At 33.8% G+C, this 13755-nt stretch carries 8 protein-coding genes; 6 read left to right on the top strand and 2 right to left on the bottom strand.

Features of this window, described 5'->3' with window-relative positions:
- Window positions 1–20: 20 nt before the first annotated feature.
- The 3 genes from OA93_RS12515 to OA93_RS12505 all read left to right on the top strand — a co-directional run bounded on the left by OA93_RS12515 (window position 21) and on the right by OA93_RS12505 (window position 5591).
- Window positions 21–2156, top strand: a complete 2136-nt coding sequence (locus OA93_RS12515) for a beta-galactosidase (RefSeq protein ID WP_052259444.1) — start codon at window positions 21–23, stop codon at window positions 2154–2156.
- Between the two features lie 191 nt (window positions 2157–2347).
- Window positions 2348–4651 carry an aminotransferase class III-fold pyridoxal phosphate-dependent enzyme gene (locus tag OA93_RS12510; RefSeq protein WP_039113624.1) on the top strand — a complete coding sequence of 768 codons (2304 nt, stop codon included), beginning with the start codon at window positions 2348–2350 and terminating at the stop codon, window positions 4649–4651.
- A 208-nt stretch (window positions 4652–4859) separates the two neighbouring features.
- On the top strand, window positions 4860–5591 hold the full coding sequence (locus OA93_RS12505; protein ID WP_039113622.1) for an AAA family ATPase: 732 nt from the start codon (window positions 4860–4862) through the stop codon (window positions 5589–5591).
- A 57-nt stretch (window positions 5592–5648) separates the two neighbouring features.
- Here the strand turns inward: OA93_RS12505 and mfd are convergent, their stop codons facing one another.
- Together mfd and OA93_RS12495 are read right to left on the bottom strand one after the other, a co-directional pair.
- Entirely contained in the window at window positions 5649–9014 is a 3366-nt protein-coding gene (mfd, locus tag OA93_RS12500) for a transcription-repair coupling factor (RefSeq protein WP_039113621.1), read from the bottom strand.
- Window positions 9007–9612: a hypothetical protein gene (locus tag OA93_RS12495; protein WP_039113845.1), complete on the bottom strand. Its 606-nt coding sequence runs from the start codon at window positions 9610–9612 to the stop codon at window positions 9007–9009. The genes mfd and OA93_RS12495 overlap by 8 nt, the downstream gene beginning before the upstream one ends.
- 444 nt (window positions 9613–10056) lie before the next feature.
- Here OA93_RS12495 and OA93_RS12490 point away from each other — a divergent pair, with 444 nt between their 5' ends.
- The 3 genes from OA93_RS12490 to OA93_RS12480 all read left to right on the top strand — a co-directional run bounded on the left by OA93_RS12490 (window position 10057) and on the right by OA93_RS12480 (window position 13694).
- The gene (locus tag OA93_RS12490; protein ID WP_039113620.1) at window positions 10057–11004 is read left to right on the top strand and encodes an L-threonine 3-dehydrogenase; all 948 of its coding nucleotides are present in this window, start codon (window positions 10057–10059) and stop codon (window positions 11002–11004) included.
- A gap of 219 nt (window positions 11005–11223) precedes the next feature.
- A complete protein-coding gene (locus OA93_RS12485; protein WP_039113619.1) occupies window positions 11224–12432 on the top strand; it encodes a DUF418 domain-containing protein in 1209 nt (402 codons plus the stop codon).
- Window positions 12433–12482: 50 nt separating this feature from the next.
- Window positions 12483–13694 (top strand): DUF418 domain-containing protein, encoded by a 1212-nt coding sequence (locus OA93_RS12480; RefSeq protein WP_039113618.1) that lies wholly within the window; start codon window positions 12483–12485, stop codon window positions 13692–13694.
- Window positions 13695–13755 lie beyond the last annotated feature (61 nt).

Here is a 13755-nt window from a genome sequence, read left to right as displayed (position 1 = left end):
TTAACTCAATACAACCAAGAATGTTCAAGCAAAATATACCATTAGTTAAAATTTTATTTACACTATTGCTTATCGCAAATTGTAATTCGAATCCCGTTTTTTCTCAAAGCAAAAAAACCACTTCTACGGAGAACAAAGACGCACAACGTTTTTTTTCAAAACCCGATTTAATGCAAATTGGTGTTTACTATTATCCTGAACAATGGCCAAAAGAACAATGGGAACGTGATTTAAAAAACATAAAAAAACTAGGATTTGAGTTTACGCATTTTGCCGAATTTGCCTGGACGTATATGGAACCCGAAGAAGGGAAATATGATTTTAAATGGCTTGATGATGCACTTGCCATAGCCGAAAAAAATGGATTAAAAGTGATTCTTTGTACCCCAACTCCAACTCCACCAGCATGGATGGGAGACAAATATCCTGAAATTTATTTGGTAGATGCAAGCGGGCGTCGCAGAGAACACGGTAATAGAGCTAATGTATCTATAACAAATGAAAAATACCGAGAATTTACAGATCAAATAGTTGCCGAACTTGGAAAAAGATACGGTAAGAACAAAAATATTATGGGTTGGCAAATCGACAATGAACCTTTGGGAACTGCCGATTTCAGTCCTTCAGCTCGTAAAGCATTTCAAATTTGGCTTAAAGCCAAATACGGAACAATCGAAAAACTAAATACAGAATGGGTTGGGAATTTTTGGAGTACTCGTTATAATAACTTTGAACAAATAGTTTTACCTAATGCCGAAATTTATTTTGAAGATAAGCTAAGCCCTCATGCCGTTTTAGATTTTAAAAGATTTACCTCGGATGCACAGGGTGAATATTTAAATAGACAAGCCGAAATACTTAGAAAGTATGTTGATCCAAAACAATGGATAACAACCAACTTTACCAATGTAATCTATGATGCCGATCCTAGAAGTGCTAACAAAATGGATTTCATTACGTATACCATGTATCCTGTAAGTGGACAGAATCCTTTAGGAGGAGATAGTTTTAGAATGGGGCATCCTAACAAAATATCTGAAGCAAACGATTATTACAGATCTATAAGCGGTGTTACTGGTATTATGGAGTTACAACCTGGGCAAGTAAACTGGGCTGGAATTAACCCACAATTACAACCAGGAACGGTTCATATGTGGATATCTCAAGCTTTTGGTGGTGGTTGTTCATTTACTTGTACGTATAGATACAGACACCCGCTAGGAAGTAGTGAAATGTACCATGACGGAATCGTAGGAACCGATGGTGTTACACTTACTACAGGTGGAAAAGAATTTGTACAATCTATCGAGGACATGAAATTGCTTCGTAAAGAATACAATCCTAAAGCGGTAATTCCTCAGGAAATTGCAAAAAGAAAAACAGGTTTTTTATGGAGTCATGAAAATCTTTGGGATTTAGAAAACCAAAAACAAACAGAATTCTGGAGTACCTGGAGACATAGAAACATATATACAACTGCAGTAAAATCGACTGGTGCGCCAATGGATTTTATTACAGAAGATGAAGATTTCTCTGCTTATCCGTTTATTGTTGCTCCTGCTTATCAACTTATAGATCAGAAATTGGTCGATAAATGGACTAAATATGTTGAAAACGGAGGAAACTTAATCCTTTCTTGCCGTACAGGTCAAAAGGATAGAAACGGACATTTCTTTGAAGCTAATTGGAGTGCGCCAATCGTACCATTAATTGGTGCCGATGTAGATTTTTTTGATATGCTTGTTGCCAATGTAAACGGAACAATAAGCTCAGGAAACAATACCCACAAATGGAATACCTGGGCAGATGTCCTAAACCCAAAACAAGGAACGGAAGTATTAGCAACCTATGCAGATCAATTTTATAAAGGTAAAGCTGCTGCTATTACAAGAAAATTAGGCAAAGGGACTGTTACTTATATCGGTGCAGAAAGTAAAGACGGAACTTTAGAAAGACAAGTTGTACGTACTATTTACGAACGTGCAAAAGTTACTATCGAAGATTTACCAAAAGGAGTATTTGTAGAATGGAGGGATGGTTTTTACGTAGGTGTAAACTATACAAACGAACCTATAAACTTACCAATACCTCAAGGAAGTAAAATTCTTGTGGGACAAAACCCTTTACAACCAGCACAAGCCATTATTTGGAAATAAAAAAACAGCCACAACCCGAGCCTGAAAGAGCGAACTGGCGAAGCAATTAGCACAAATATAAGAATGCTTTTATTTAAAAAAATTAGCGATAATTTGTGAAATTTGTGGTGAAAAACTTTTCACTACATAATCAAAAAAATACCTTGTAGGAAAACGAGAAAACAGACAAAACAACTTAATAAACAATACCAATGATTTTTTCAGAAACAGACATTCAGCAATTAGCGATAGAACATTATGGATTATCCGCTACCGTAAAAGCGTTAGACGGTTATGATGAATTGAATTTTATCTTAACCGATGAGAAAAATCAAAAGTATATATTAAAGCTTTCTGATGAAAATCAGCCGTATCCTTTTCTGGATGCGCAGGTTAAAATCATTCAGCATTTAAGCAAAAGCCCTTTAGCAGACAATTTTCAGCAGTTTTCTATCAATAAAAACGGAGAAGCTTTAACCCAAATAATCAGAGATAACAAAACGTATTACGTACGAATTCTTAGTTTCCTCGAAGGCACTTTTTGGTACGAGGAACAAAAAAAATCAAGCACTGCTCTTTATAATTTAGGTGCATTTATGGGGAATATGGATAAAGCATTACAAGACTTTTCTCACCCTGCAATGCATCGCCATTATACGTGGGACATTAGCAGAGCGGGTGATGCCAATGAAAAACTGAAGTACATTACCAATCACGAACGAAGACGAATTGCTGGGTATTTCCTTTTGCAGTTTGATACCGAAGTGCTTCCGCAAATACATTCATTACGACACGCATACATTCATAATGATGCCAATGATTGTAATGTAATGACGCAAGGAGAAAAAACTACTGGTTTGATAGATTTTGGCGATATGGTTTATTCCGCTTTAATCAATAATCTTGCAATAGCTTGTACGTATGCAATCCTAGAAAGTGATGATCCGTTAACAGCTGCTTCATTCATCGTAAAAGGATATCATGAAGCATATTCGCTTACAACACAAGAACTAGATTTATTATATTATTTAATCGCTGGAAGGCTTTGTATAAGCGTAACACAGTCGGCTTATAACGCATCGCTAAATAGCGATAATGCCCATCATTTCATAACAGAGAAGCCAGCTTGGGAGTTATTATACAAACTCATCAAAATAAATCCTATAAAAGCTCAGGATACTTTTAGAAAAGCTTGCGGATTTGATGGCGTGATAAATGATTCCGACTATTCTGATTTATTACAGGCTCGTCAAAAAAATGTAGGTAGAAATCTAAGCATTGGTTACAACGAGAAACTAAAAATCGTAAAAGGGGCATTACAATACTTATATGATGATAAAGGAAGAACCTTTGTAGATTGTGTAAACAATCCATCCCACGTTGGACATTGTCATCCTGTAGTGGTAAAGAAAATGCAAAAACAAATTGCAACTTTAAACACTAATACAAGGTATCTTAACGATACTATATTAGAATATGCTGAAAAACTTACCGCAACATTACCATCGTCATTAAGCGTTTGTTATTTCGTAAACTCTGGTAGTGAGGCAAATGACCTTGCTATAAGAATGAGTCGCCACTTTACTAAGCAAAAAGACATTATTGTATTGGATCATGCTTATCACGGAACCTCAACCGTGGCAATGGAAATGAGTCCGTATAAATTTGACAGTAAAGGAGGTTTTGGAAAAATGCCGTGGATTCATAAAGCAATTAATCCCGATTTATATCGAGGTCCTTATAAATATGGCGATGCAAATGCAGGCGAAAAATATGCTGCCGATGTACAAAGAATAATTGAAGATTTAAAAAAAGAAGACAAAGCACCAGCAGTATTTATCTGCGAAACCTTATTGGGAGTTGGAGGTCAGATTCCATTACCCCAAAACTATCTAAAAACAGTGTATGATTACGTAAGAGCTTCGGGTGGAGTATGTATTGCCGATGAAGTTCAGGTAGGATTTGGAAGAGTTGGGGATAAATTCTGGGGTTTCGAGTTACAAGATGTCGTTCCCGATATTGTTGTACTAGGAAAACCTATAGGAAACGGTCATCCGCTTGCAGCAGTAATCGTAACAAACGAAATTGCCGATGCTTTTAATAACGGAATGGAATACTTCAACACTTTTGGAGGTAATCCAGTATCTATGTCGGCTGGACTAGCTGTTCTGGAAGTAATTCAAGATGAAGAAATGCAACAACATGCCTTAGAAGTGGGTAATTACTTAATGGATTTACTAAAAGGATTAATGAATAAATTCCCAATCATTAGTGATGTTCGTGGGCATGGTTTATTCATTGGTGCCGAAATGGTAAAAGACAGAACAACCATGGAACCCGCAATTCCAGAAATTGACATTGTTGTCGAAAAAATGAAAGAAAAAGGATATTTACTAAGTACTGACGGACCCTTGCACAATGTTTTAAAAATAAAACCACCAATGCCATTCAACAAACAAAATGCAGATGAAATGGTACAATACCTTGAAGAGATATTAAAAGAAGTTCATGTTTAAATAAATTAATTGTCAAATAGTTAATTACAATAATCGGATATAGTTTCTATCCCGTTGAATTAATAAGGGCGTATGAAAATTTCATACGCCCTTATTTTTTTTCAGGAAACTCATTTGTTTTTATGCTCTAATAAATTTTAAGAAGCTCATCCATAAAAATGTTTTATTTTTGAACCCTCTTCATCAATTCAATTAAAGCAACTCGTAAGTGATAACAAACAAACCTTATTTAAAAGAAATCTCACTCAAAAGAGAATCAATTACAAGTTATGAGGAATATCCCTTTACGATACCATCTATAAAAGGGTTGGATAAAGTTGAATTTCACTCTGATGTTACTTTTATCGTAGGAGAAAATGGCTCAGGAAAATCAACGCTGATAGAAGCAATTGCTTTAAGTATGGGATTAAGTCAAGAAGGAGGAAGTAAACATGCTCGTTTTAGTACCCATCAGAATACATCTGGTCTTTTTAATTATTTGAAGATTGCAAAAAGTCATAGTCTCCCAGAAGACTATTACTTTCTTCGTGCTGAAAGTTTTTATAATCTGGCAACTTATATGGAAGCAACAGACAACCTTCAGGGAACGGGTCATTCCTTGCATGAATGTTCTCATGGGGAATCTTTCATGAAAATCATTACTGAACGATTAGGCGGAAATGGTCTTTATGTTTTTGATGAGCCCGAAGCTGCTTTATCTCCCATGAGGCAACTTACACTGTTTGCGGCAATAGATGAACACGTAAAAAACAATTCGCAGTTTATAATCGCTACCCACTCTCCCATTCTTCTGGCATATCCGAATGCAATAATATATCAATTGGATGAAAACGGAATAAGACAAGTCGATTATGAAGAAACGGAACACTACTTAATCACCAAAGGTTTCTTAAATAATTATAAGAATATGACCGAAATACTGTTGGATAATAAAAAATAGAATTTACTATAGTACAGATCTAACAGGTTTTAAAAACCTGTTAGTTCTGATCCAATATTACTCCCCCAACATTTCCATCAACTCCAAAGCTCTTTTGGTAGATTTTACATTCTCGAAAGTCAATAAAAGACGTAAACCATTTGGAGTTTCTTTTTCTTTCATTTTGCAAATATTACTATGTGTTTGCACAAAATTTATCACTTTATGAAAACGTTTCGATTGATAATAATCAGACTGTTGATCGGAAACAAAATAGCCAATCATTTTACCTTTTTTCATTACCAGTTTCTCAATTCCTATTTTAGTCGCAATCCATTTAATGCGAATACTATTCATCAAAGCATTGGCACGCGGAGGCATTGGTCCGAAACGGTCAATTAATTTGTTCTGGAAGAGAACCAGTTCTTCTTCATTTTTCACAGAACCTAACTCGTTGTACAAACTCAAACGCTCTGTAACATTATTAATATATTCATCAGAAAACAATAACTCAAAATCGGTATCGATTTGCAAGTCTTTTACGTACTCCTTCGTTTCAATATCGTTCTCTGCAGGATATAAATCTTTGAATTCGTTTTCTTTTAATTCTTCGATAGCTTCATTCATGATTTTCTGGTAAGTATCAAACCCGATTTCATTAATGAAACCACTTTGTTCTCCTCCTAATAAATCTCCTGCTCCACGAATTTCAAGATCTTTCATAGCGATATTAAAACCACTTCCTAACTCGCTAAATTGTTCTAAAGCCTGGATTCGTTTACGAGCATCTTCGGTCATGGATGAATATGGCGGACAGATGAAATAACAAAATGCTTTCTTATTGCTACGCCCTACCCGACCACGCATTTGATGTAAATCCGACAATCCGAAGTTATTAGCATTATTGATAAAAATGGTATTGGCATTTGGTACATCAAGTCCACTTTCGATAATTGTTGTAGCTACCAGAACATCAAAATCTCCGTTCATGAACGCTAGCATTAATTCTTCCAGCTTAGCACCTTCCATTTGTCCGTGTCCGATTCCTACTCTTGCATTTGGAACCAAACGCTGAATCATTCCGGCAACTTCTTTTATATTTTCGATTCGGTTATTAATAAAGAAAACCTGTCCGTTACGCTGAATTTCATACGAAATTGCGTCACGAATCAATTCTTCATTAAAACCAACTACATTAGTCTCGATTGGGTAACGATTGGGCGGAGGTGTTGTAATTACAGATAAATCTCGCGCTGCCATTAAGGAGAATTGTAATGTTCTCGGAATTGGCGTTGCTGTTAATGTCAACGTATCCACATTGGCAGCAATTGTCTTCAATTTATCTTTTACGTTTACTCCAAACTTTTGTTCTTCGTCGACAATTAGCAATCCTAAATCTTTAAAAACTACATTTTTATTTACTAATTGGTGTGTTCCAATTACAATATCCAGTTTTCCTTCGGCTAAATCTTTAAGCGTTTGCGCCTTTTGTTTTGCAGTTCTAAAACGGTTTAAATACCCAACAGAAACTGGCATTTCTTTTAATCGTTCCGAAAAAGTACGGTAATGTTGGTAGGCAAGAATTGTGGTTGGTACCAAGACTGCAACTTGCTTGCTATTATCTACTGCTTTAAAAGCGGCACGAATTGCAACTTCTGTTTTTCCGAATCCTACATCACCACAAACCAAACGATCCATTGGTCGGTCGCTTTCCATATCGGCTTTTACTTCCTGAGTTGATTTCGTTTGATCTGGTGTATCTTCGTAAATAAACGAACTTTCTAATTCGTTTTGTAAGTAACTATCTGGCGCAAACTGGAATCCTTTTTCCAATCTTCTTTTTGCATACAGCTGAATAAGATTGAAGGCAATATGTTTGACACGTGCTTTGGTTTTTTGTTTTAAAATCTTCCAAGCATTCGATCCTAACTTATAAATTTTGGGTGGCGTTCCATCTTTTCCGTTGTATTTAGAAATTTTATGAAGCGAGTGTATACTCACATACACTATATCATTATCGGCATAAACCAGCTTAATGGCTTCTTGCGTTTTTCCTTCTACCTGAATTTTTTGCAATCCACCAAATCGCCCGATTCCGTGATCGATATGTGTTACATAATCCCCAACCGATAATGTGGTCAATTCTTTAAGCGTGATATTCTGTTTTTTAGAATAGCCGTTTTTAATATTGAATTTATGATAACGCTCAAAAATCTGATGATCGGTATAACACGTAATCTGATTTTCGTCATCAATAAAACCTTGATACAATGGTAAAACTATCGTATGATATTGCTTGCGAATATTCTCAGAATTGGCTTCGTCCAAGGTTTCAAAAATATCATGGAAACGTTTTGCCTGCGCATCATTTGAACAGAACAAATAATTCTTGTATCCGTTAAAATGATTATCACTTAAATTATTCAACAATAAATCAAACTGTTTATTAAATGAGGGTTGTGGCTGAATATGGAAATCGTATTTCTTGATTGTTTTAAAAATTGGTTTACTGGCCAATTCTACAATCGAAAAATCTAGTGCTTTTTTTATAAATGACTTTTGGTTTAGGAATAACTGATCTGGCGTTGCGCGCTTAATTTCTTGCGATAATTTCTCGTAAGCTTCTTCGGCTCTTGCAAATTGTTTGTCTAACTGACTCAGAAATCCATCTGTATCTTGAATAAAAAGAACTGTTTTTTCAGAAATATAATCCAAAAAACTTTCTCTATTTTCCTGAAACACTTTGTTCTCGACATTGGGTATTATCGTGATTTTTTTATGTGTTTCTATAGATAATTGTGTCCCAACATCAAAGCTTCGAATACTATCGACTTCGTTTCCAAAAAACTCAATTCGATATGGATTATCATTTGAAAAAGAAAACACATCTACAATTCCTCCTCGAACAGAAAACTCTCCAGGCTCGGTAATAAAATCTACTCTTTTGAATTCATATTCGAATAAAACTTCATTAATAAAATCAATTGAAATTTTATCGCCAACTGATACTTTCAACGTATTCTTATCCAACTCTTTTCGAGTCACTACTTTTTCAAATAATGCTTCGGGATAAGTTACAATTACAGCGGGTTTTTTACGCGAATTAATTCGGTTTAATACTTCCGCACGAAGCAAAACATTGGCATTATCAGTGTCTTCTATCTGATACGGTCTTCGGTAAGATCCGGGATAAAATAATACATCTTGCTCCCCGATCATTTGTTCTAAATCGTTCAGATAATACGCTGCTTCTTCTTTATTATCCAAAATAACAAGAAAAGGCAATTCGACTTTCTTAAACAAAGAACGAATTACAAATGAAACCGACGATCCTAACAATCCGTTAAGATGCAATTTTACTTCATTGTTTTCTATTAACTGATTGGCAATTTGCTGTGTTTTGGGCAAATTATCGTACGTAGTATATAAAGCACTTTTACTCAACTCTAGGAATATTTGGGGTCACTTTTTCATTAGGAATTGCTCTTGCAGTATCCTTTATCATTTTCATTAACTCTGTCTCCCCGTCTTCAACAGGAATCTTACTCTTTACAAGAATCTTATCCATTTGTCTTTGTAAAGCCATTAGTTCATTATTTATTTCTCTGATTAAAATACTGACCTTTTCGTCGGGAATTCTATCCAAATGAATATATAAATCCATCATTTTTATTTTCGTAATTATGATAGCGATTCTAGTTTTAACTTGAGGTACATTAAGTTGGGCAGGAATATTATTATTTAAAGCCTCGGCGCTTTTGGTGATTTCAGTAGATTTTTTTTGAAATGCTCCAATGGTTTTTTGAGGCGTTCCTTTTAATACTTTTAAAAACAGGTGCCATTCATTCCACTGGTTTTCAATTTGTTCTGAAGCCTCATTGATAGAACTATCGTAAAAAACCCAACTATTTCTAATATTATTAAAAATCAATTCTTTCTTTTTGGCTTCCTTTTTATTTTCGGCAAGTCGCTTTTCGTCGTTATTCTGACATGAATTTAAAAGAAAAACAAAAAGCAGGAAAAGAGATATTCTATATTTCATCGGTTCAAACATTAAGCTACAAAGTTACAAAGTAATTTTACAATTACGAATTCTGTTTTTTGCTAAAGATTCTATAAATCATGGTTGATTTTTTGGCCCACAGATTTAGCGGATTAAACAGATTGACACAGATTTTTTCTAGTTTTTAAACCATCATTTTGAAAAATTAAACCGCAAAGCACGCAAAGATTTTTATTTTGTGTTAAGGTTAGAAAACACAAAGTTCGCAAAGCTTTGTATTGATCTAGCTTTGCGAACTTTGTGTGTTTATAAAATGGCTTAATTAAAAAAACTTTGCGTGCTTAACGGTAAAGATAATTAAACACCTCAACGGAGAATAATCCAAAAATCAATCTTCATCCTTATTAAATTTATAATTTGTTATTCCGAAAAGTAAAATTATTTGCGAAAACGTTATATTTGCGTTACTAAAAACAACACATAATGAATCCAAAAATATTAATCATTGGTGCTTGCGGTCAAATCGGAACGGAGCTTACCCAAAAACTACGCAAATTATACGGAACAGAAAATGTAATTGCATCTGACATTCGTAAATTAAATACTGACGTTGTTAATTCTGGTCCTTTTGAAGTAGTAAATGCCTTAGATTTCAATCAAATCGAGCACCTTGTAGAGGTTCATAAAATAACTGATATTTATTTAATGGCTGCTTTATTATCGGCTACTGCCGAAAAGAATCCAGCTTTTGCCTGGGATTTAAACATGAACTCATTGTTTCACGTTTTAAACTTAGCCAAGGCAAATAAAATAAAAAAGATTTTTTGGCCATCTAGTATTGCTGTTTTTGGACCAACAACTCCAAAAGAAAACACTCCACAATATACTGTCATGGAACCTTCTACTGTATACGGAATTAGTAAACAAGCTGGTGAAAGATGGTGCGAATACTACCATAACATATATGGTGTCGATGTAAGAAGTATCCGTTACCCTGGTTTAATTAGCTGGTCTACACCTCCAGGTGGTGGAACAACAGATTATGCTGTTGATATTTTTTATAAAGCTATTGCCGATAAAAAATACGAATGTTTCTTATCATCTGAAACTAAAATGCCAATGATGTATATGGATGATGCTATAGAAGCAACTATAAATATCATGAAAGCCCCTGCTGAAAAGATCAAAATTCACTCCTCTTACAATTTGGCAGCAATGAGTTTTACTCCTACTGAAATTGCAGCAGAAATTAAAAAACATATTCCTGAATTTACGATTTCATACAATCCAGACTTCCGTCAAAAAATTGCTGATAGTTGGCCTGCTAGCATCGACGATAGTTCGGCTAGAGAAGATTGGGATTGGAATCATACTTTCGACCTTGAGTCAATGACTAAAGATATGCTGGAGCATTTAGGTAACAAAAAATAAACATCGCCTTTATACGATAAAAGTCCATTTTTAAAAGGAATTCCTTTTGAAAATGGACTTTTCTTTTTTTACCAAACAGATCCTTTCCTTTTAATTACAAACATTATTTGTCATTTAAAATTTGATTGCTTTATATTTTTCTTATTTTTGATTTAGCTATGAATAACTCAATAATTCATACAAAATCATCAATCAAATCACAATAAAAACGTTAATCAAATGACAAATTCTTATCATCCTGTCGAACAAAGCAAAAGAACTGCTATTGTCGACATTCTTCGGGGCTGGGCCATATTAGGCGTTGCAATTGGCAATTATTCCGGTTTACCACACATTAATCTACCACAAGAAACTAAGAATAGTATGTTATCTGAAATACTATCTAATTTTGATCAGTTTTTTTTCTCTGGAAAATCCTGGACTTTATTAACAATCTTGTTTGGTTATGGCTTTGCAATTTTAATTAATAATGTCGCTGCGAAAGGCAAAAATCCAGTTACTTTTTTTAGCTGGCGAATGATATTGCTTTTTGGTTTGGCTTTTATTAATTGTATTTTTTGGTTTGGCGACATCTTAAAAGATTATGCTTTTCTAGGACTTGTATTATTGTTTTTTTACAAATGTTCTGCAAAGACATTAAGTATAATCTGTACAGTTCTTATTCTTATCATTCCTTTTTTAATGGCCTATATCAAAGGTTTTAACTTCGAAAGAATAGATATTATCTCCAATCCTGAATATTTAAAATTATACCACTCAGGAAACTGGCTGGACTTTTTTAAATTTAATCTATTGGCTTCTTATTACCAACAAATCGTTTCTCCTGGTTATGCCATTATAGCACATATTGTAATGCTGGCTTGTATGCTTTTTGGGGTTCTGCTTCAAAAATTAGATTTTTTTAATCGTTTAAACGAAAAGAAAAAACTTTTAAAATATGTACTTATAATCAGTCTGATTATTGCCGTTATAATTGGTATTGTTTTTTTCTTTGCTATTGAAAACAAAGTTGGTTTCCTCAAATTCTTCCACCCCTATTACTGGCTTATTTTAAGTACAATGGTTTTTATTGCAACGGGAATATGCTTACTATATGAAAATGGTAAACTAAAAACGATCTTCAAATATTTTAGTGCTGGCGGAAAAATGACTTTGACAAATTATATATCTCAAAATATACTCGTTGCCTTTATTTTCTCCGGAATTGGTTTAAATATTGAGAATTCCTTTCCGTATTGGTTTTACTTTTTACTAGCTGTTTCTGTTTTTATAATTCAATTATTTATTAGCAAATGGTGGCTTTCTAAATACAATTATGGACCAATTGAGTGGCTATGGAGATGTGCAAGTTATAGAGAATTATTTCCGTTTAAAAAACAAAAACAGAACACCTTTATTTCTGAAACTAATGCAGAAGCAGCAGAATAATCATCTCAATAAAAAAACCATTTATAAAAACTACAAATTCAGTTAATTATATGACAAATTCATTTCAACCAGTTCAAGAAAACAAAAGAACTGCCATCGTAGATATTTTAAGAGGATGGGCATTATTAGGGGTTGTAATAGGTAACTATGTCGATTATCGTTATGTAGGATTAGAAAGCGCTGTTCTTAAAAAAGGCCCTTTTTCTGAAGTAATCGCTGCAATTAATCAATATTTTTTTGCCGCCAAATCCTGGACTTTACTAAGCGTTTTATTTGGTTATGGTTTTGCAGTACTTATTAATAATGTGGCAAGTAAAGGCAAAAATCCAGTTTTATTTTTTTGCTGGAGAATGGTTATTCTTTTTATACTTGCTTTTATTAACTCTGCATTTTGGTTTGGCGACATCTTAAAAGATTATGCCTTTTTGGGTCTATTTCTTTTATTGTTTTACAAAAGTTCTAAAAAAACAATACTTATAACCTGCGCAATACTCTTTTTGACTATTCCGTTTCTTACAGCATACATCAATTCGATAACACAGACTTTACCAAACGTACAATCGGACGTTAAATATTTAAAGCTATTTTACTCGGGAAATTGGCTGGATTTATTTCAATTTAATTTGCTAGGTACTTATTATAGCGAAATGATTAATCTCGTATATGCTATTACGGTACACGTAGTAATGTTTGCTTGTATGCTTTTGGGTTTTTATGCTCAAAAAATTAACTTCTTTAATCGCTTACCTGAATTTCAAAAATTATTAAAAAGAACCATTATAACAACTTTTATTATTGCGCTAGTATTTGGTTTTCTTTTAATAACGGCAATAAATTATAAAGTACCTTTCCTTAAATATTTCCATCCAATATTCTGGTTAATAATAAATACGATGCTATTTATTGCATCGGGAATATGCTTGCTTTACACAAATGGTAAACTAAAAACTGTTTTTAGCTATTTTAACGTCAGTGGAAAAATGACATTGACCAATTATATGGTTCAAAACATTCTGGCTACCTTTATTTTTTCGGGTATTGGCTTAAAAATCCACAATACATTACCTTATTGGTTTTACTTTTTTCTTGCGGTAGCATTATTCATAGTTCAGCTTTTTATAAGCAAATGGTGGCTTTCTAGGTACAACTATGGTCCTGTCGAATGGTTATGGAGAGTCGCGAGTTACAGGCAATTATTTCCATTTAAAAAACAAAAACAGAACATTGTTATTTCTGAAACTAATACGGAAGTAGTAAAATAATCATTTTTTAAGAAAACCATTTTTTAAATAAAAAGCCCTTAAAGAACAATATGTCTTTAAG

The sequence above is a fragment of the Flavobacterium sp. KMS genome, from assembly GCF_000813005.1.
GTDB lineage: Bacteria > Bacteroidota > Bacteroidia > Flavobacteriales > Flavobacteriaceae > Flavobacterium.
The sequence above is the reverse complement of the archived record's forward strand: the minus strand, read 5'-3'. Positions and strand labels throughout refer to the sequence as shown.

Excerpts from the sequence above, each read along its gene's own strand:
- OA93_RS12515 (WP_052259444.1), top strand. The coding sequence starts at position 21 with ATGTTCAAGCAAAATATACCATTAGTTAAAATTTTATTTACACTATTG.
- OA93_RS12510 (WP_039113624.1), top strand. The coding sequence starts at position 2,348 with ATGATTTTTTCAGAAACAGACATTCAGCAATTAGCGATAGAACATTAT.
- OA93_RS12495 (WP_039113845.1), bottom strand. The coding sequence starts at position 9,612 with ATGAAATATAGAATATCTCTTTTCCTGCTTTTTGTTTTTCTTTTAAAT.
- OA93_RS12490 (WP_039113620.1), top strand. The coding sequence starts at position 10,057 with ATGAATCCAAAAATATTAATCATTGGTGCTTGCGGTCAAATCGGAACG.
- OA93_RS12485 (WP_039113619.1), top strand. The coding sequence starts at position 11,224 with ATGACAAATTCTTATCATCCTGTCGAACAAAGCAAAAGAACTGCTATT.
- OA93_RS12480 (WP_039113618.1), top strand. The coding sequence starts at position 12,483 with ATGACAAATTCATTTCAACCAGTTCAAGAAAACAAAAGAACTGCCATC.